This is a genomic window from Pseudomonas sp. B35(2017), assembly GCF_002113645.1.
Lineage (GTDB): Bacteria > Pseudomonadota > Gammaproteobacteria > Pseudomonadales > Pseudomonadaceae > Aquipseudomonas > Aquipseudomonas ekonensis.
Genome location: NZ_NEIZ01000011.1, coordinates 1 through 20380, shown reverse-complemented (window position 1 = coordinate 20380; position 20380 = coordinate 1). Strand labels below are relative to the sequence as shown.

Genomic DNA, 20380 nt, shown 5'->3' with positions numbered 1-20380 from the left:
ACCCTCTGGTGAGGGCGACTCGTCTTTACTAGGCAGGATCAGGGTTGCGGATGGCTCAGGAGTGTCTCGACCCGCGCCAGCGGCGGCGCCTCCCGGCTACGGTCGAACACCTGCACGCCGACCTTCAGCAGCCGCCCGTTCTCGGCGCTGCCGATCATTTGCTCGCAGCGCAACGGCAGACGCCCCTGGTCGCACTCCACGGCTTTCATCCCCATCGGCAACCGCCCCTCCAGTTGCAGCTCGGCCATGCGCCCCTGGGCCGCCAGCATCGCCACCGAACGGTCGCGCAGCAGGCCGCTGCTCTGCGTCATCAGCCCCGCCACGCGCACGGCGGCGGACATGGCCACGGCGATGATCGCCAGGGCCACCAGCACTTCGATCAGGGTGAATCCGGCTTCTTTGGAAGGGGCGCGCATCGGGTTCTCGGGCGGTCGGGCAGCCCTTGACGCTAACCCCCGCGCTTGACCGCTTGAAGACCGAAACTCCCGAGGATTCACAACATCTCTGACATATCTTCTTGCAACACTGCGCGTCGAATCGAATCTAGCCAGGGAATGACGAGATGGATATCGCGCAGCGCAAACAGCCTCAACAACCGCCACGGATGCCTCGCCGGCAGCAGGGCTTCACCCTGATCGAGATCATGGTCGTGGTGGTGATCCTCGGGATTCTGGCGGCGATGGTGGTGCCCAAGGTGTTGGACCGGCCGGATCAGGCCCGGGCCACGGCGGCGAAGCAGGACATCGGCGGGCTGATGCAGGCCCTCAAGCTGTACCGGCTCGACCACGGCAGCTACCCGACCATGAACCAGGGCTTGAAGGTGCTGGTGGAGCGTCCCGCCGACGCCAAGAACAGCAATTGGCGCTCGTACCTGGAGCGCCTGCCCAACGACCCGTGGGGCCGCCCGTACCAGTACCTCAACCCCGGCGCCAACGGCGAGATCGACATCTTCTCCCTCGGCGCCGACGGCCAGCCGGACGGCGAGGGCGTGAACGCCGACATCGGCTCCTGGCAACTGTAGGGCCGGCCATGGACAGCCCATCGAACCAGCGGGGCATGGCGATCATCAGCGCGCTGCTGATCGCGGCGGTGGTGGCGGTGATCGCCGCCGGCATGCTCACCCGTCAGAGCGTCTCGACCCGTGCGCTGGAAGCCGAGCAACTGCGGGTGCAGGGGCGCTGGCTGCTGAACGGCGGCCTGGAACTGAGCCGCCAATTGCTCTGGGACGCCCGGCAGCGCGACCCGTTGACCCGGCTCGACCAGCCTTGGGCACAGGGGCTGAACGCCTACGGTTTCGAAGGGCGGCTGGAGGACGAGCAGGGCAAGTTCAACCTGCGCACGCTGGTGGCCAACGAACGGGTCGATGACGGCCAGGTCGAGGCGTTCCAGCGCCTGTGCGCACTGATCGGCGTCAGCGACGCACTGGCCCGGCGCATCACTTTGCGGGTCATCGATTCCTACCCACGGCTTTTGAACCCGGCCCTGGCGGACAAGGCCTTGGCGAAGAATGGCTTCGACAGCGGCCGCGGCACTTCGCCCGGCGCCGCACGCAAGCCGCAGCCACCGACCCTGCCGATGCTGCGCACGCTTGAAGACCTGCGCAGCGTCGAGGGCGTCGACGACGCCGTCCTGCGCAAGCTGGCGCCTTACCTCACGGTGATCCCGGCCAACACCTGGGTCAACGGCAACACCGCCACCGCGCCGGTGCTGGCGGCGTATGTGCCGGGGCTGTCGCTGGAGCGGGCGCAGGCGCTGATCAATGAGCGCGACGCCGGCCGCTGGTTCATCAACCGCGGCGACTTCGTCAACCGCCTGCGCCTGCCGCAACTGGAGATGACCAGCGTCAAGGTCGGCATCACCAGTGACTGGTTCCGCCTGCGCGGCCAGGCCCGCCGCGAGCAGCGTCGGGTCAGCGTCGAAGCGCTGCTGCACCGAAGCCAAGACCGTCTGCCGCAGGTGATCTGGTCGAGGGTGGGGGTATGACGCCGGTGCGCGTGGGCCTGCCGCCGCTGGCGCAGCTGAGCCTGGACAGCGAGCTTGCCTGCGTGTGGCTCGACCGTCAGGGGCAGGTGGTCCGCCAACAGGTGCAGCGTCTGGGGCAACTGCCGGCCAAGACTCCGCTGGTGTGCTTCCTGCACCCGGCGGACAGCCTCCTGGCCAGCCTCGATTTGCCGCCGTTGCCGACCGCCAAGATGGCCGCCGCCGTCCAGTGCGCGGCCCAGACCCTGATGCTCGGCGACGTCGCCGCCATGCACGTGGCCCACGGTCCGCGGGATGACGCCGGGCAGGTGGCGGTGGCGTGGTTGGCGCGGCAGGAACTGCAACAGCTCGGGCGGTTGCTGCGCCAGACCGGGCTGCACCTCAAGGGCCTGTACCCGGCGGCCTACGGTTTACCGGTCATGGCCGGCGGGGTCGGTGGCGTGTTCGAGGGGCATCTGTTGCTGCGCGACAGCCTGCACACGGCGCGGATCCAGCCGCTGCTCGACGACGGGGAGCAGGCGGAACCCGGCGTGGCGCTGCACTGGATCGGCGACGACGCCCCGCAAGGCGCACAGTCGTTGCCGTCCGACCAGCGCTGGAGCGGACCGCTGCCGGCCTGGGGGCTGCATGCCGGCCTCCAGCAGCCGGTGGACCGGCGCGGCTGGGGACGGGCGCTGGGCTTTGGCGCACTCGCGCTGACGGTGTGGGTGACCGGCCTGAACCTGTACGCCGCCCGCGAAGCCGCGCAGGGCCAACAGCTCAAGGCGCAGATGATGCAACGGGTGAAACAGGCCTTTCCCGAATTGCCGGTGATCCTCAATCCGCTGCAACAGGCCCGTCAGCAACTGGCGGCGCGTCAGCAGGGGGCGGCGGACGATCCGGGGCAGGCCTTCAGCCGGCTGGTGCTGCAAGCGGGCAACGGCATGCCGTTCATGGCCGGCAGCGTGCAGCGCCTCACGTTCGTCGACGGCGCCCTGCAATTGAGCCTGCTGGACGACGCCCGGGCCGGCAGCGACAAGGGGTGGCAAGACACGCTGGCCCAGGCCGGGATCAGCGTCAGCCATGACGCGGACGGCTGGACGTTGCGTCCGGCCGGCGAGGCCCTCTCTACGGCAGGCGACGACGACGGCGACAACAGCGGAGCGGAAGATGAATAAGGTGACATTGGCCAATGGCCGCGCCGCCTGGCAGCGCGTCGCCCGGCAGGTGCAGGCCCGCTGGCAGCCGCTGGCCCAGCGGGAGAAACGCATGGTGATCGGCATGGCCGTCGCGGTGACGTCCCTGCTGGTGTGGGTCGCGCTGATCCAGCCGCCGTTGAAGAAGATCGCCGACTGGCAGGCCGAAACGCCGAAGCTGCGGGCCCAGGCCGAAGCCCTGGAGGTGCTGTTGCGCGACGTCAGCGCGCCGGCCGCCGGACAAGACCTCGAATCTTCGCTGCAGCACGGGTTGCAGGCCGCCGGGCTGGCGGGTCATTTCCGCTTGCAGGCGGTGCCGTCCGGCGGCTGGCAACTGACCTTCGACGCGGCCCCGGCGGACGCCGTGCTCGACTGGCTGCTGAGCCGCCCGCAACAGTTTTCGCTGCACGTGGTCGAGGCCCGTCTGCAACGCGCAGAGGCCGCCGCGACCGATGACACCGCCGGCACTCTGTCAGGCACCGTACGCATGGATCAGGCGCTGGGCGCTAAGGAAGCTTCATGAAGGGGTCAGGTTTCAACCCGGCGCGCAAGGCGCTGCCGATGCTGTTGGTGGCGTTGGGCGCGTGCAGCAACACCGCCCCGCAGAATCAGCCGCCGTTGCTGGTGGACAGCGAACTCGGCCGGCCCTTGGCCAACACCCAGCGCAGCGGCGACGCGGTGCTGGACCGTGAGCGGATGCAGGCCCAGGTCAGGCCTGCGCCCAAGCAACTGCACAACATCACCGCACGCGCCCGCAGCGGCGGGGCGGCGCAGGGGCCCGTCGCGGCGGCCAATCCATTGGGCGACCAACCGGTGACCCTGAACTTCGTCGAGGCCGACATCCAGGCCGTGGTGCGGGCGCTGTCCCGTTCCACCGGCCAGCAGTTCCTGGTCGATCCGCGGGTCAAGGGCAACCTCACGCTGGTCTCCGAAGGCCAGGTGCCGGCCCGCCAGGCCTACGAGATGCTGCTGGCGGCGCTGCGCATGCAGGGCTTCAGCGTGGTGGACGTCGGCGGCGTCGCCCAGGTGGTGCCGGAGGCCGACGCCAAGCTGCTCGGCGGGCCGATCTACAGCGCCGACAAACCGGCCGGCAACGGCATGCTCACCCGCACCTTCCGCCTGCAGTACGAGAACGCGGTGAACCTGATTCCGGTGCTGCGCCCGATCGTGTCGCCGAACAACCCGATCAATGCCTATCCGGGCAACAACACGGTGGTGGTCACCGACTACGCCGAGAACCTCAACCGCGTGGCGCAACTGATCGCCGGCATCGACACCCCGAGCGCCATCGACACCGACGTGGTGCAGATCCAGAACGGCATCGCCGCCGACATCGCGCCGATGGTCGCCGACCTGCTGGACGCGCCGGGCAACGACCCCACGCAGAAGATCGCGGTGATCGGCGACCCGCGCTCCAACACCATCATCATCCGCGCCGGCAGCCCCGAGCGCACGGAGCTGGCGCGCAACCTGATCTACAAGCTCGACAACGCCCAGAGCAACCCGAGCAACCTGCACGTGGTGTACCTGCGCAACGCCCAGGCCGGCAAGCTCGCCCAGGCCCTGCGCGGCCTGCTCACCGGCGAGAGCGACAGCGGCACCGGCGACGGCGCCCGTTCGGTGCTCAGCGCCATGGGCAGCACGGCCAATGGCGGCGGGCAGGCCAACCAGAACGGCACGCAGACCACCACCGGCAGCACCACCACCGGCAGCGGTTCCGGCAACGGGGGCAGCTATGCCCAGGGCAGCAGCGCCGGCAGCGGCACCGCCGGCGGTCAGGCCAGCGAACAGAACGTCGCCTTCAGCGCCGGCGGCGTGACCATCCAGGCCGACGCCACCACCAACACCTTGCTGATCTCCGCGCCGGAGCCGCTGTACCGCAACCTGCGCGAAGTCATCGACCTGCTCGACCAGCGACGCGCCCAAGTGGTGATCGAAAGCCTGATCGTCGAGGTCGGCGAGGACGACGCCAGCGAATTCGGCGTGCAGTGGCAGAGCGGCAACCTCGGCGGCAAGGGCGTGATCGGCGGCGCCAACCTCGGCGGTTCCGGGCTCAAGCTCAACGGCAAGACCAGCCTCGACGTGCTGCCCCAGGGGCTGAACGTGGGCTACGTCAACGGCACCGTCGACATTCCCGGCATCGGCAAGGTCCTCGACCTCAAGGTGCTGGCCCGGGCGCTGAAGAGCAAGGGCGGCACCAACGTGCTGTCCACGCCGAACCTGCTGACCCTGGACAACGAGGCAGCGAGCATCTTCGTCGGCCAGACCATCCCCTTCGTCAGCGGCAGCTACGTCACCGGCGGCGGGGGCACCAGCAACAACCCGTTCCAGACCGTGACCCGCGAAGAGGTGGGCCTGAAGCTCAACGTGCGGCCGCAGATCTCCGAGGGCGGCACGGTCAAGCTCGACATCTACCAGGAGGTCAGCAGCATCGACGAACGTGCTTCGGCGGCGGCCACCTCGGCGGGGATCGTCACCAGCAAGCGCGCCATCGACACCAGCATCCTGCTCGACGACGGCCAGATCATGGTGCTCGGCGGCCTGCTCCAGGACGGCTACAGCCAGAGCAACGAAGCGGTGCCGTGGCTGGGCAGCCTGCCGGGGATCGGCGCGCTGTTTCGCAACGAACGCCGCTCGATCAACAAGACCAACCTGATGGTGTTCCTGCGCCCGTACATCATCCGCGACAGCGCGGCGGGGCGCAGCATCACCCTCAACCGCTACGACTTCATGCGCCGCGCCCAGGGCGGCCTGCAACCGGAGCGCAGCTGGGCGATGCCGGACATGCAGGCGCCGCAGTTGCCCAACGCCGCCCAGGGCGTGCCGGCGGTGGCGCCGTCCTCCGGGCCGCGGGCGACCATCAAGGCCGTTCCGCTGGAAGCGAGTCCGCGGTCATGAGCGCATTGCCCTACGCCTGGGCCAAGGCCCAACGCATCTTGCTGCGCGACGGCGTGCTGACGGTGTGCCCGTCGACGCCGGGCTGGTCGATCAGCGAGGTGCGCCGCCAGTTCGGCGCGGCGCGGCTGGAGCGGGTGCGCGACGACGAGCTCGACGGCCTGCTCGCCAGCGCCTACGCCGACACCGGCAGTGCGGCGGCGGTGGTCGGCGCGGCGGAGAGCGAGGTCGACCTCGACCGCCTGATGCAGGACATCCCCGAGATCACCGACCTGCTCGACACCCAGGACGGCGCGCCGGTGATCCGCATGATCAACGCCTTGCTCACCCAGGCGGCGCGGGACGAGGCCAGCGACATCCACATCGAGCCGTTCGAGACCCATTCGGTGGTGCGCTACCGGGTCGACGGCACCCTGCGCGACGTGGTCTCGCCGCGCAAGGCCCTGCACGGCGCGCTGGTGTCGCGGATCAAGATCATGGCCCAGCTCGACATCGCCGAAAAACGCCTGCCCCAGGACGGCCGCATCACGTTGCGCGTGGCCGGGCGGCCCATCGACATTCGGGTGTCCACCGTGCCCACCGGCCACGGCGAGCGGGTGGTGATGCGCCTGCTCGACAAGCAGGCCGGTCGCCTGCACCTGGAGACCCTGGGCATGGACGCCCAAGTGCTGGCCCGCCTCGACGGCCTGATCCGCCAGCCCCACGGCATCGTGCTGGTCACCGGGCCCACCGGCAGCGGCAAGACCACCAGCCTGTACGCCGCGCTGGCCCGGCTGGACGCCAGCACCAGCAACATCCTCACCGTGGAGGACCCGGTGGAGTACGACTTGCCGGGCATCAGCCAGATCCAGGTCAACGCCAAGATCGACATGACCTTCGCCCTGGCGCTGCGGGCGATCCTGCGGCAAGACCCGGACATCATCATGATCGGCGAGATTCGCGACCTGGAGACCGCGCAGATCGCCGTGCAGGCTTCGCTGACCGGCCACCTGGTGCTGGCGACCCTGCACACCAACGACGCGGTGTCGGCGGTCAACCGCCTGATCGACATGGGCGTGGAACCGTTCCTGCTGGCGTCGTCGATGCTCGGTGTGCTCGCGCAGCGGCTGGTGCGGCGCCTGTGCGGCCACTGCAAGCAGCCGGATCCGGCCGCACCGGGCACCTGGCGCCCGATGGGCTGCGCGGCATGCAACCACACCGGTTACAGCGGCCGCACCGGTATCCATGAACTGTTCTGCATCGATGACGACATCCGCACCTTGATCCACCAAGGGGCAGGGGAGCAGGCCTTGCGCGCCTCGGCGCAGAAGGCCGGGATGCTCAGCCTGCGCGAGGACGGCGAGCGCTGGATCCGCAGCGGCGCCACCGCGCCCGAGGAAATCCTGCGCGTGACACGGGACGCCTGATGAACCGCTACCGCTTTGAGGCCGCCGACGCCGGCGGCAAGATCGAAACCGGGCACCTGGAGGCCGACAGCCAGAGCGCCGCGTTCGGCCTGCTGCGCAGCCGGGGCCTGACCGCGCTGTCGGTGCAGAAGGAAAACACCGCCGCCGGCCAGGGCGCCGGCGGCCTGTTCAGCCCGAAGCTGTCGGACAACGACCTGGCCTGGGCCACCCGGCAACTCGCGAGCCTGCTCGGCGCCAGCCTGCCGCTGGAAGCCGCCCTGAGCGCCACGGTGGAGCAGGCCGAGAAAAAGCACATCGCCCACACCCTCGGCGCCGTGCGCGCCGACGTGCGCAGCGGCATGCGCCTGGCCGAAGCGCTGGCGGCCCGGCCCCGGGACTTTCCGGAGATCTACCGGGCGCTGATCGCGGCGGGGGAGGAGTCCGGCGACCTGGCCCAGGTCATGGAGCGCCTGGCCGACTACATCGAGGAGCGCAACAACCTGCGCGGCAAGATCCTCACCGCGTTCATCTACCCGGGCGTGGTCGGGCTGGTGTCGATCGGCATCGTGATCTTCCTGCTCAGCTACGTGGTGCCGCAGGTGGTCAGCGCGTTTTCCCAGGCCCGCCAGGACCTGCCGGGGCTGACGTTGGCGATGCTCACCGCCAGCGATTTCATCCGCGCCTGGGGCTGGCTGTGCGCGGGGCTGCTGGGCGGTGCCTTCTGGAGCTGGCGCCTGTACTTGCGCAACCCGGCGGCGCGGCTGAGCTGGCACCACCGGGTGTTGCGGCTGCCGTTGTTCGGGCGGTTCGTGCTGGGGCTGAACACGGCGCGGTTCGCCTCGACCCTGGCGATCCTGGGCGGGGCCGGGGTGCCGTTGCTGCGGGCGCTGGACGCGGCGCGCCAGACCCTGTCCAACGAGCGCCTGAGCCTGAGCGTCAACGAGGCCACCGCCAAGGTGCGCGAAGGCGCCAACCTGGCGGCGGCGCTGAAGGCGGAGAACGTGTTCCCGCCGGTGCTGATCCACCTGATCGCCAGCGGCGAGAAGACCGGCGCGCTGCCGCCGATGCTGGAGCGGGCGGCGCAGACCCTGTCCCGGGACATCGAACGCCGGGCCATGGGCATGACCGCGCTGCTGGAGCCGCTGATGATCGTGGTGATGGGCGGGGTGGTGCTGGTGATCGTCATGGCGGTGCTGTTGCCGATCATCGAGATCAATCAGTTGGTGCAATAAGGCTGTGCCTTTGAGGTTGCCTGAACCGGCCTCTTCGCGGGCAAGCCCGCTCCCACAGTGATTGAGGTTGTCCGCAGCATCTGTGCTCACCGCAGAAACCTGTGGGAGCAGGCTTGCCCCGGACGACGATCCGACGAAGAGGTCCGCCCGATCAGTTAAGTTCTAAAATTTTTTCACTGCCTGATTCGTCACCCGAGTCCCGCGCCGGCCATCCTCGGGTTCTCCTTTCTGTCATCTGCAACGGCCGTTCAACGGCTCTGGCCGATCTTGCGCAAAACCCCGTCCCAGACAGCCGAAACGGCCGCGCAAACACCCGAGGAAAAACCGCCGGAAGGCGTCTTCGGCTCCCGAGGTTTTTTCCTTTATCTGTCACCGGAACCTGCGAATTTCTCCCTGCGACTTAACCACGGGCCACGTCAGCGACGGTCAGCGGTGAGTCCGACCCGCGTCATGCAAGTCACCTGAAACCTGTGTACCCAACCTACGTTGAAAAGGAGATTCTTCATGTTCAAGCGCACTCTGATCGCCGCCTCACTGACTGTCGCCGCCCTGGCTTCCGCCCAGGCCATGGCCGTAACCGGTGGTGGCGCCTCACTGCCTGCCGCTCTGTACAAAGGCTCTGCCAACAGCATCCTGCCTGCCAACTTCAGCTATGCCGTGACCGGCAGCGGCGTGGGCAAAAGCGCTTTCCTGACCAACACCGCCTCGCAGTTCGGCACCACCGGCACCGTGCACTTCGCCGGCAGCGACTCGATCCTCAGCGCCACCGAAATCAGCACCTACAACACCAACTTCGGCGCTTCGTACGGCCCGCTGATCCAACTGCCTTCCGTGGCCACCTCGGTTGCCATCCCCTACAAGAAGGCCGGCCAGACCGCCCTCAACCTGACCAGCGCCCAACTGTGCGACGCACTGTCCGGCACCGCCACCACCTGGGGCACCCTGCTGGGCACCGCCGACACCACCCCGATCCGCGTCGTTTACCGCAACGTCTCCAGCGGCACCACCGAGATCCTCAGCCGTCACCTGAACTCGATCTGCCCGACCAAGTTCGCGGTCAACTCGACCTTCACCAGCGCCCGTCTGCCAGCCGGTTCGACCCTGCCTTCGAACTGGGTGGGCGTAGCCAACACCGCTGACGTCGCCACCGCCGTCAACGCTGTGGATGGCTCCATCGGCTACGTCGGCCCGGACGGCGTGAACGCCGCCAGCAACGCCGTGGTCGCCCGCGTCAACGGCGTACAGCCGACCACCGCCAACGTCTCGCTGGCCCTGGGTTCGGCCGCACTGCCGACCACGCCTTCGAACCCTGCCCAGTGGGTGCCGGTCGTGCCTAACCCATCGAGCGGCTACCCGATCGTGGCCTACACCAACTTCGTCTTCGGCCAGTGCTACAAGGACGCTTCCGTGGCCAACGATGTGCGCAGCTTCCTGACCACCCACTACAGCAACCCAGGCAACAACGCCGCCACCGTGGCCCACAGCTTCACGCCGGTTCCGACCAACTGGAAAGCCGCTGTGACCGCCAACTTCATCACCAACACCTCCGGCAACAACCTGGACATCAACAACGCCAGCGTCTGCAACGGCGTAGGCCGTCCTCTGTAAGCGCAGCACCCGGTGCAAGAAATGGCGGCAGCCCTCGGGCTGCCGCCGTTTTTTTTGGCCGGCCTACTCCTCGTTCATGAAGTTTGTGTGACATCCGTTCGGTCGCGGCGTCCGCCAACCGCCTAGGTGGTAACGGCAGGGGCGTGTGACCTGCGGTCTCTTGTGCCAGACAAATGCGCCAGACAAAAAAAGGATTTCGCAGTGATGCCCGCTCGCCCGTCCCGTCGCCGTAACGTTGCCCCGTCCCTCCCGCACGCCGCTGCGCAGCCGACCCTGTGGCTGCTCAAGCCGTTGGCGCACGCCGTCGCGCTGTGCCTGGTGGCGGGCAGCGCCGAAGCGGCGACCGCGTTCAGCTCCGGCTGGTTCGCGGCCAAGGGCGCCGCGCAGCAGAACGCCGCCGTACGGGGCAGCGTCGGCGGGTTGCCGGGCATGACGCCGCCGCTGGCCCAGCAGCAGCGGGCCAACCAGCAGTTGCAGCGCTCGCTGCAGACCCTCAACAACACCGTCGCCGCCATCGCCGCGCAGCAGGCCGTCCAGGCCGCCGGCCGCGCGGCGGCGCTGGGGTCGGTGCAATGGGTGCCGGACGGGCTCGGCGAAGGCGGGCTGAAGGTCGACAACAGCCTGGCCCAAGGTTGGCAGAACGCCAAAGGCCCGCAGCAGTCCCAGGCCGACGGCAAGACCACGGTGAAGATCGAGCAGACCGCCGACAAGGCGATCCTCAATTGGGAAACCTTCAACGTCGGCCGCAACACCACGGTGGAGTTCGCCCAGCAGGCGGACTGGGCGGTGCTCAACCGCATCAACGACCCGGCGGCGCGGCCGAGCCAGATCCAGGGCGCGATCAAGGGCGACGGCACGGTGATGCTGATCAACCGCAACGGCGTGGTGTTCAGCGGCTCAAGCCAGGTCAACGTGCGCAACCTGGTGGCCGCCGCCGCAACGATCAGCGACAGCCAGTTCCGCGACCGTGGCCTGTACGTCGACAGCAGCGGCAGTCAGGCGACCTTCACCGACGCCGCCGGCAAGGTGCTGGTGGAGCGGGGCGCGTCCCTGGAGACCCACGCGCCGGCCACGTCCACCGCTGCCGGCGGCTACGTGCTGCTGCTCGGCAACGAAGTGCAGAACGACGGCCGCATCGCCACCGCCAAGGGCCAGACCGTGCTCGGCGCCGGCGACCGCTTCTACATCCGCAAGGGCGCAGGCACCGAAGGCAACGTGTTCTCCACCACGTTCGGCAACGAAGTCACCCCGGGCTTCAAGGCCGGCGCCAGCGCGGGCAAGGTCAGCAACAACGGCCTGATCCAGGCGGCCACCGGCGACATCACCCTGACCGGCCACGAGGTGGTCCAGAACGGCGTGGCGGTGGCCAGTACCTCGGTGGCCACCCGGGGCACGATCCACTTGCTCAACCCGGCGGCCGACGCCGCCGGCAGCGTCACCCTCGGCCAGGGCAGCGCCACGGCGATCCTGCTCGACGGCAGCGACCTCACCGCCCTGGACAGCCAGCACCAGGCCGCGCTGACCGGGGTCAACGCCAACAACCGGATCCGCAGCGACCAGTCGCGCATCGACATCCAGAGCGGCGGCAGCGTCGAGTTCCAGAACGGTTCGGTCACCCTCGCCACCGGTGGGCAGGTCGCGGTGACGGCCCAGGGCCGCAGCGTGGTGCGCGACGGTGCGCTGATCGACGTGTCCGGGGCCGTCGGCGTGAAGGTGGCGATGGCGTCCAACAGCATCAAGATCAACGTCCAGGGCAACGAGCAGCGCGATGCCTCGGTCAACCGCGAAAAAGGCGCGCTCAACAGCAACGACGTCTGGGTCGACGTGCGTGAGCTGGTGTACGTGCCGGCCGGCACCAACGGCTACGCCACCGACCGCTGGTACACCGCCGGCGGCTTGCTGGAGGTCGGCGGCTACCTCGGCACCCGCGGCCACGGCATCGGCGAATGGATGGCCCAGGGCGGCACCGTGAGCTTCGCCGGCAACGACGTGGTCACCGAGCGGGGCTCGCTGATCAACCTGTCCGGCGGCACCCTCGACGTGCAGAGCGGCGAGATCCGCCAGAGCTGGCTGCGCGGCGCGGACGGGCGCCTGTACGAGGTCTCGCGGGCGCCGGGAGACCTGCTCTACACCGGGCTGTACAAGGGCTACGAAGACCGCAGCGAGCGCTGGGGCCAGACCAGCGTCTACTACAACCCGCTGATCGCACCGACCCAGCGTTTCGAGTCGGGCTACACCGTCGGCCGCGACGCCGGACAACTGGTGATCGGCACCCGCAGCGCGGTGCTGGGCGGCCGACTGCTGGGCGAAACCTTCCAGGGCGAGCGCCAGACCCAGGCCCCGCGCGCGGCGCTGGACGGCTACGAGCAGAGCCAGACCGCACTGGCCCGGCGCGCGCAACTGATCGTCGGCAGCTACGACCCGGCCTACGTGGCGGCGGCCGGCGGTCTGCTGTACGGCCTCAATCCATTGATGGACCGGGTGACGGTCGGCAAGGCCGACGGCACCGATGCCCCGGCGGATCTCGCCGGCAGCGTGCCGGCCGCACGCAGCGGTTCGCTGACGCTGGACGCCGACACCCTCAACGGCTGGCGGCTGGGTGCGCTGAAGGTCGCGGCCAAGGAGCGGATCGACGTCAACCGTGCGCTGAGCGTCGACGCCGGCGGCGACATCACCCTGTACGGGCCGCAGGTGCACGTCGGCGCCGACCTCACCGCCCGGGGCGGCAGCCTGCACTTGGGCAACGTGCTCAACCAGCTCAACACCGACAAGCGTGCGGACACCCGGATCAATGCCCCGGCCGGCCAGCCGACCGTGGTGGACATCGCCCAGAATGTGCGCCTGGACACCCGTGGGCTGTGGAGCAACCTGCGCAGCGACCCCGACGACTCCGCCAGCCTGGCGTACCTCAACGGCGGTTCGGTGTCGATCCGCAGCAGCGGCGACATCCGGGTCGCCGCCGGCAGCCTGCTGGACGTGTCGTCTGGCGGCGCGGTGCTGGCCAACGGCAAGACCCGGGGCGGCAAGGGCGGCGACGTGACGCTGGAGTCCAGCGCCATTTCCGCCCCCGGCGATTCCCGGCTGATTTTCGACGGCGACGTGCGCGGCTACGGCGTCACCGGCGGCGGCAGCCTGACGGTGCAGGCCGGCAGGATCACGGTCGGCCAGAGCGCTGAAACGCCGGCAGCCGACACCCTGCACCTGACCCCGGCGCTGTTCGGCAAAGGTTTCTCCGCCTACAGCCTGATCGGCCTGAACGGGTTGACCGTGGCCGACGGCACGACCCTCGACGTGACGATGCCGGTGTACCGGTTCGCCGATGCGGCCGCCGACCGCCCCAGCGGTGTCGACCCGGACACGGCGATGCAGATGTGGACGCCGACCCTGTTCCAGGAAAGCCCGATCCAGGGCCGCCTGACCCAGCGCGCCGGGGCCAGCCTGTCGTTGCAGGCCGGGGCCAGCCTGCGCAACCTGATCGATCCGGCCAACAGCCCGTTGCTGCTGGGGCAGGGTTCGCGGATCAGCGTCGACCCGGGCCAGCGCATCAGCCTGCGCGGGCCGGGGCAGATCACCGTCGACGGCGAGCTCAACGCCTGGGGCGGCACCCTCGATATTCGTCAGCAGCAGTTTGCGGCCATCGACCCTGCGACCTCCGACCAGACCGCCGACCCGAAAGCGCACCAGCGTTCGATCCTCATCGGCGAACACGCTGTGCTCGACGTGGCGGGCCGGGCCGATACGGCGGTGGACGCCCTCGGCCGGGTGTACGGGCAAGTCGGACGCGGCGGCAGCATCATCGTCGGCGGCGAGATCGACGCGAAGAAGGCCACGGCCACCTCCGCCGACGCCTTTGTGATCGTGCGCGAGGGCGCGCGGCTGGAGGCGTCCGGTACCGAAGCGACGCTGGACATCGCCGGGCAGGGGCCGACCCGGGTCGCCAGCGACGGCGGGCGCATCGCGTTCAGTTCTTACAACGGCCTGTCCCTGGAGGGGCGCCTGCACGCGGCGGCCGGCGGCGTCGGGGCGGCGGGCGGTCAGTTGGAGGTGGTGCTGGACTCGCCGCTGTACCAGGACAGCGCCGGCAACGAAGTGCGCAAGCCCCGGGAAATGGTCATCGGCCAGACCGCACAGCCGACGGACGCTTCGGCGCCGTTGAGCTACGGCCAGGCGCGGCTGAGCGCCGACCGTCTGATGGCGGGCGGCTTCGACAGCCTGAGCCTGATGAGCAACGGCTTTCTGTCCTTCGACGGCGATGTCGACCTGCGCATGGGCCAGCGCCTGAGCCTGTATGCCGGTGTGCTGTCGCTGAGCGAGCAAGGCAAGGACACCGCGCAGGTCAGCCTGGCGGCGCCGTACCTGCGCCTGTCCGGCATCGGCCAGTACTTCACTAACGTCGGCGTCATCCGGCCGCTGATCCAGAACACCGCGTCCTCGCAATTGCCGGTGTCGCTGTCGGCGGCGCAGCTGCGGGCCAGCGCGGACCTGCTGGACGTGGCCAACAGCCTGTCGTTCGGTGCCAGCGGTTCGATCCTGCAGCACGGTGCCCCGGCGGTGTCCTCCGAGCGCCGGGGCTTCGACCGGGTCTCGCTGGAGAGCCGCGGCGACCTGCGTTTCCTCGCGCCGACCGACAGCAAGGCCAAGACCCAACTGTGGACGCCGGGGGACCTGGATCTCCGTGCGGCGCAGATCTACCCGGCCAGTGGCGTCACCGCCGATGTGCGTGTCGGCTTCACGCGTGCCGGCGCAGACGCAGGCCCCGGCCGCACGCTGAGCATTGGCGCAGCAGGCGCCGCGCCCCAGGCCTTGCCTTACTCGGTGTTCGGCCAACTGAACCTGTTCGCCGGGTACATCGAGCAGGGCGGTGTCTTGCGGGCGCCGTTGGGGATGATCACCCTGGGCGACGACCTGCTGACCCAGACCCGCGAAGTGCGCCTGTTGCCCGGCAGCGTGACGTCGGTCAGCGGCGCCGGGCTGGTGATGCCGTACGGCGGCACCACCGACGGGATCGACTACCGCTACAACGGCAAACCGGTGGTGCTCAACGGCATCAGCGGCGACACGGCCGGGGTGACGCTGCGCTCGCAGTACGTCGATGTGCAGAACGGCGCGCAGATCGACCTGTCCGGCGGCGGCGACCTGCGCGGCGCCGGTTTCGTGTCCGGGCGCGGCGGCTCCACCGATGCGCGGTTCAACCCGCTGGTGCGCAACGCCGCCGACGGCACGTTCAGCCTGCCGGGGCTGGCGGCCAACCCGGTGTACGCGATCGTGCCGGGCAACCAGAGCACCTACGCGCCGATGCTCGCGGAGGCGGGCGCGTCGGATCCGCGGATCGGCCAGCAGATCACGATCGGCGCCGGCGTGCCGGGCCTGACGGCGGGCACGTACACCTTGCTGCCCTCGACCTTCGCCCTGTTGCCCGGCGCGTTCCGGGTCGAGGTCAACGGCCAGGCCACGACGGCGGCCGGCGGTGCGCTGGCGATGCGCAACGGGTCGTGGACGGCGTCGGGCCTGCTGTCGGTGGCCAACACCGGGCTGCGCGACAGCGTGGCCAGCCAGGTGATCCTGACCTCGGCGGACGTGGTGCGCCGCTATTCGCAGTACAACGAAACCGGGCTCGCCGCGTTCATCCGCAGCGACGCCGGCCGGCGCGGCGTGCCACGGGCGCTGACCCCGGCGGACGCCAAGTCGCTCAACCTGTTCCTCACCAACGGCGGGCGCCACGACATCGCCCTGGACTTCAACGGCCAGGTGCTGTCCGGCGCGGCGGCGGGCGGCGTGGCCGGTTCGGCGGTGGTGCGCGGCAGCAGCCTGGCGGACATCGAGATCCTCGGCGCCGGGCACTCGCGCAGCGAGGGCTTCACCGGGGTCTCGCTGTACGCCGACACCCTCAACCGGCTCGGCGCCGGTCGCCTGGCCATCGGCGCGACGCCCACGGTGGACTACGTCACGGCGGGCAACATTGTCGATTTCAAGGGCAACACCCGCAGCGTCACCCTGCGCGAAGGCGCGATGCTGTCGGCGCCGGAAGTCATGCTGTGGAGCAACGCGGGCAGCGGCGCCATCACCGTGGAAGCGGGGGCCGGCATCAACACCCTCAGCCGGGGCGGCGTGCCCTACGACTCCGCCAGCGGTTACGTCTACCAGCCGGGGGCCGCGAGCCTGCTGGTGGTGTCCAACGGCTGGAACAACGTGCTGGCGCCGGCAGCGGGCAACGGCATCACGTCCTCCGGCAGCATCCGCATCGGCACCTGCGCCACGGCGGCTTGTGCCGAACCGGCGCTGCTGTATTCCCAGGGCAGCATCACCGCCGCCACCGACAAGCAGTTCGAGCTGGGCGATTCGGTGCGCTTCGGCACCCGCCAACTGTCGCTGGCGGTGGGCGCGGTGAACGCCGGCAGCGCCGAGGCGCTCGCGCAGGCCGGCGCCAAGGTGCCCACCGGCCTGACCCTTAACCAGCAGGTGCTCGACCGCCTGCTGCGCGGCGACACGCAATTCGGCGCGCCGGCCCTGGAAACCCTGAACCTGACCACCCGCGAGGCGTTCAACTTCTACGGCAGCGTCACCCTCGACACGCTCGACCCCGTGACCGGCCAGAGCAAACTCAAGAACTTCATGCTGTCCACCCCGGCGGTCTACGGCCTGGGCGAGGCGGGCGATGTCGCGACCCTGCGCACCGCCAACCTGATCTGGAACGGCGCGACCCAGGCCCCCGGCGCGGTGGTCGCCGGCGGCGCGGGCACCGGCCGCGGCACCCTGGACATCCAGGCGCAGCGCATCGAGTTCGGCTACGGCGCCTATGCCCAGCCCAACGGCCTGGCGCAGAACGACCGCTTGGCGCTGGGGTTCGCCAACGTCAACCTGAGCGCCAGCGAGCGCATCACCGCCAACCACAAGGGCAGCCTGTCGGTGTACCAGACCCAGGGCGCCTACGACCCGGTCAAGGGCTACGCCTACAGCGGCGGCAACCTGAACCTGCGCACGCCGTTGCTGACCGGCGAGGCGGCGTCGGTCAACCGGCTCAAGGCCGGCGAACGCCTCACCCTCAGCGGCGGCGGTGGCTCGGCGCGCGCCGATGCGCTGGGCGCGGAGCTGACCCTGGACGCCCGCGACGTGGTGCTCGACAGCCGCATCGCCCTGGCCAGCGGCAAGCTGACGGTCAAGGCCGAACGGGATCTGACCCTGGCGGCCGGCGCATTGCTGGACGTGGCCGGGCGCACGCTGCCGTTCAACGACGTGAACAAATACAGCTGGGGCGGCGACGTGGTGCTGCACAGCGCCAACGGTTCGATCCGCCAGGCGACCGGCTCGCGCATCGACCTGTCGGCGCAGAACAACCAGGCCGGCACCCTCAGCGCGGTGGCCCTGGGTTCGGACGCAGGCATGGTCGATCTGCAGGGGCAGATCCTCGGCGCCGCCAGCGGGCGCTACGATGCCGGCGGCACGTGGGTGCCGTACAAGGCGGGCGGGGTGGACATCCGCGCCCAGCGCCTGGGCGGTGACCTCAACGAGCAGTTCGCCGCGCTCAACGGGCGCCTGAACGCCGGGCAGGTGTTCGGCAGCCGCAGCTTCCAGCTCAAGCAGGGCAACCTTTTGATCGGCGACGGGCTCAAGGCCGGCGAGGTGAGCGTGTCGGTGGACAACGGCAGCCTGACAGTCGCCGGGCTGATCGACGCCAGCGGCGAGCGGGTCGGCAGCATCCGCCTGGCCGCCAAGCAGGGCCTGACCCTCGCCGGCAACGGGGTGCTCGATGCTCATGGCCGAGTGCTGCGGGTCGACAGCTACGGGCAGATCATCGACGCGCCGAACCGGGCGACGGTCGAACTCAACGCCGGCGACGGTCTGCTGACCCTGGCTTCGGGGGCGCGGATCGATCTGCGCCACGGCACCGACGCCGTGGCCGGCACCTTGCCGGGCCAGCATGACGGCCGGTTGCGCGGCACCCTGGAGCTGTACGCGCCGCGCCTGGGCGCCGACGACATCGCCATCGACGCCAGCGGGGCGCTGGACATCCAGGGCGCGCGCTCCATCGGGCTCAACGCCGTGCGGCGCTACACCGATGCCGCCGACGGCAGCGATCCGGCGGCCAGCGGCCGTCCTTACCAGGTGATCGATCAGGCCTACCTGAACCGGATCCACGTCGACAGCAGCGCGTTCATCGATGCTGCGCTGGCCAACGGCGACCTGCTGCAACGCAAGCTCGCGGGCCTGCGCAGCAGCGCCTACAGCGACGCGTTGCACCTGCGCCCAGGCGTCGAGATCGCCAGCAAGACCGCCGACGGCGATCTGGTGGTGCAGGGCGACATCGACCTGTCGGGCTACCGCTACGCCAGCCTCAATCCGCACACGCAGAAGACCTCGGTGTACGGCTCCGGCGAGGCGGGCAGCCTGGCGATCCGCGCCGGCGGCAACCTCGACGTGTACGGCAGCCTCAACGACGGCTTTGCGCCGCCGCCGGAAACCGTGGACGACGCCGGCTGGAAACTGCTGCCGGGCATCCAGCCGTTCGGCGGCGACCTGATCGTGCCCGGCAGCGGCGTGACCCTGGCCGAAGGCACGCTGTTCCCGGCGGGCGCCACCCTCAACTACGACGTGCCGCTGCAGGCCGCGACCCTGGCCGCCGGCACGCTGCTGCCGACCCAGGGCACCCTGGCGGCGCCTTACACCTTCGCCGCCGGCACGGTGCTGGCCGGCGCCGTGCACGACGGCTCGGGCAATCTGCTGTACGCCGCCGGCACCTTGCTGGGCGACAGCGTGACCGTGCCGGCCGGCACCCGTCTGGGCGCCGGCATCCGCCTCAACGGCAACACGGCGCTGCGGGGCCTGACCTGGCCCAAGGGCGTGCCGCTGCCGGGCAGCGTCGAAGGCGATGCGCAGACCGTCAAGGGCGTGCGCCTGAGCGGCTCGCTGGCATTGCTGCGCGGCTCGCTGATCCCGTCCATGACCGACGTGGCGCTGGCCGAAGGCACCACGTTCATCGAACTGCGGCCGTTGAGCGGCGCCGCTCAGGGCCGCAACTGGGCGGTGGCCAGCCTGCTGCCGTCGGGCAGCGCGTCGTGGTCGATGCGGGTGGTGGCCGGCGCCGACCTGGACGCCGCCGACACCCGCGCGGTCAAGCCGGTGGCCAGCGACGGCCACCTGCGCCTGGCCGACACCCATTACGGGATGAAAATCACCGAGAAGCCGCCGACGCTGGTATGGGGCGAGGGCAACCTGGGCGGTTTCACGCCGGGGGATCCGGTGCCGGACGACCTCAAGGACTGGTGCGACTGGGCACCCAACTCCTGCGTGCCGGCGCCGCGCTGGCGCTGGGCGCCGGGCAACTGGATGGGCATGCCGGACAACGCGCCGATGACCGACGACGACGTGCTGGCCTGGTGCGGTTCGTTCCCGGAACTGTGCGTGGAAAACAAGCCGGGCGTCACCGTGAAGACCCGCACCCAGATGTTCAGCGTGCTGCGCACCGGCACCGGCGACCTGGACGTGCTGGCGGCCGGCGACCTGAGCATGGCGTCGCCGTTCGGCGTGTACACCGCCGGCACCCAGTCGGCCGACGTCGATCCGCGCTTCAACCAGCCGCGCGGGCGCCTGTCGGACAACGGCTCGGTGCTGGGCAGCGCCGATGCCGACAACGAGAAGTGGGTCGACGGCAGCCGCGACAGCCTGTACCAGGCCTGGTATCCGCAGCTGGGCGGCAACCTGACGGTCAATGCCGGCGGCTCGGTGTCCGGTGATGTGCTCGGCCGTCGCGGCTATTCGCAGAACATGGACACCCGCGAGCAGGTGCCGAGCGTAGCCGTCGGCAACTGGCTGTGGCGCCAGGGCACCGGCAACGCGGACGTGCCGACCGCGTGGTGGATCAACTTCGGCAGCTATGCGACCCAGCCGCTGCCGGACCAGAGCGTCGACACCGGTGCCTATCTGGTCGGCTTCACCGGTTTCGGCACCCTGGGCGGCGGCAACATCAGCCTGCGCGCCGGCGCCGACAGCGGCCAGCTCAAGGCGTTGGGCGGCAGCGGCAACACCAACCTGTACCCGCCCGGTGCTGCCCACCGCCACCACCAGCCCTTGCCCGCGCGGCTGGTTGATGCCCGTGTCGCGGTCGCCC

10 protein-coding genes are annotated in these 20380 nt (G+C 69.9%); 9 read left to right on the top strand and 1 reads right to left on the bottom strand.

The genetic code is table 11. From position 1 onward, the window contains the following. Positions 1-38: 38 nt before the first annotated feature. Complete coding sequence (gspI, locus tag CAG41_RS18275) at positions 39-416, bottom strand: type II secretion system minor pseudopilin GspI (RefSeq protein ID WP_085707287.1); 378 nt, start codon at positions 414-416, stop codon at positions 39-41. 146 nt (positions 417-562) lie between these two features. Here gspI and gspG point away from each other — a divergent pair, with 146 nt between their 5' ends. The 9 genes from gspG to CAG41_RS18230 all read left to right on the top strand — a co-directional run. After that, positions 563-1021, top strand: a complete 459-nt coding sequence (gene gspG, locus CAG41_RS18270) for a type II secretion system major pseudopilin GspG (RefSeq protein ID WP_085582242.1) — start codon at positions 563-565, stop codon at positions 1019-1021. Positions 1022-1029: 8 nt separating this feature from the next. After that, complete coding sequence (gene gspK / locus CAG41_RS18265; RefSeq protein ID WP_085694218.1) at positions 1030-1983, top strand: type II secretion system minor pseudopilin GspK; 954 nt, start codon at positions 1030-1032, stop codon at positions 1981-1983. Beyond that, positions 1980-3137 carry a type II secretion system protein GspL gene (gene gspL / locus CAG41_RS18260; protein WP_085640512.1) on the top strand — a complete coding sequence of 386 codons (1158 nt, stop codon included), beginning with the start codon at positions 1980-1982 and terminating at the stop codon, positions 3135-3137. Before gspK ends, gspL begins: the two co-directional genes overlap by 4 nt. Next, positions 3130-3678: a type II secretion system protein GspM gene (gene gspM, locus CAG41_RS18255; RefSeq protein WP_085633391.1), complete on the top strand. Its 549-nt coding sequence runs from the start codon at positions 3130-3132 to the stop codon at positions 3676-3678. Before gspL ends, gspM begins: the two co-directional genes overlap by 8 nt. After that, positions 3675-6053 (top strand): type II secretion system secretin GspD, encoded by a 2379-nt coding sequence (gspD, locus tag CAG41_RS18250; RefSeq protein WP_085707286.1) that lies wholly within the window; start codon positions 3675-3677, stop codon positions 6051-6053. The genes gspM and gspD overlap by 4 nt, the downstream gene beginning before the upstream one ends. After that, positions 6050-7456, top strand: a complete 1407-nt coding sequence (gene gspE, locus CAG41_RS18245) for a type II secretion system ATPase GspE (RefSeq protein WP_085707285.1) — start codon at positions 6050-6052, stop codon at positions 7454-7456. Before gspD ends, gspE begins: the two co-directional genes overlap by 4 nt. Then, a complete protein-coding gene (gspF, locus tag CAG41_RS18240) occupies positions 7456-8667 on the top strand; it encodes a type II secretion system inner membrane protein GspF (RefSeq protein WP_085640505.1) in 1212 nt (403 codons plus the stop codon). The genes gspE and gspF overlap by 1 nt, the downstream gene beginning before the upstream one ends. Positions 8668-9171: 504 nt before the next feature. Beyond that, on the top strand, positions 9172-10275 hold the full coding sequence (locus CAG41_RS18235; RefSeq protein WP_085582256.1) for a substrate-binding domain-containing protein: 1104 nt from the start codon (positions 9172-9174) through the stop codon (positions 10273-10275). Between the two features lie 204 nt (positions 10276-10479). Beyond that, positions 10480-20380, top strand: a 9901-nt coding sequence (locus CAG41_RS18230) for a filamentous hemagglutinin N-terminal domain-containing protein (protein ID WP_139834979.1), incomplete at its 3' end; no start/stop codon positions are given.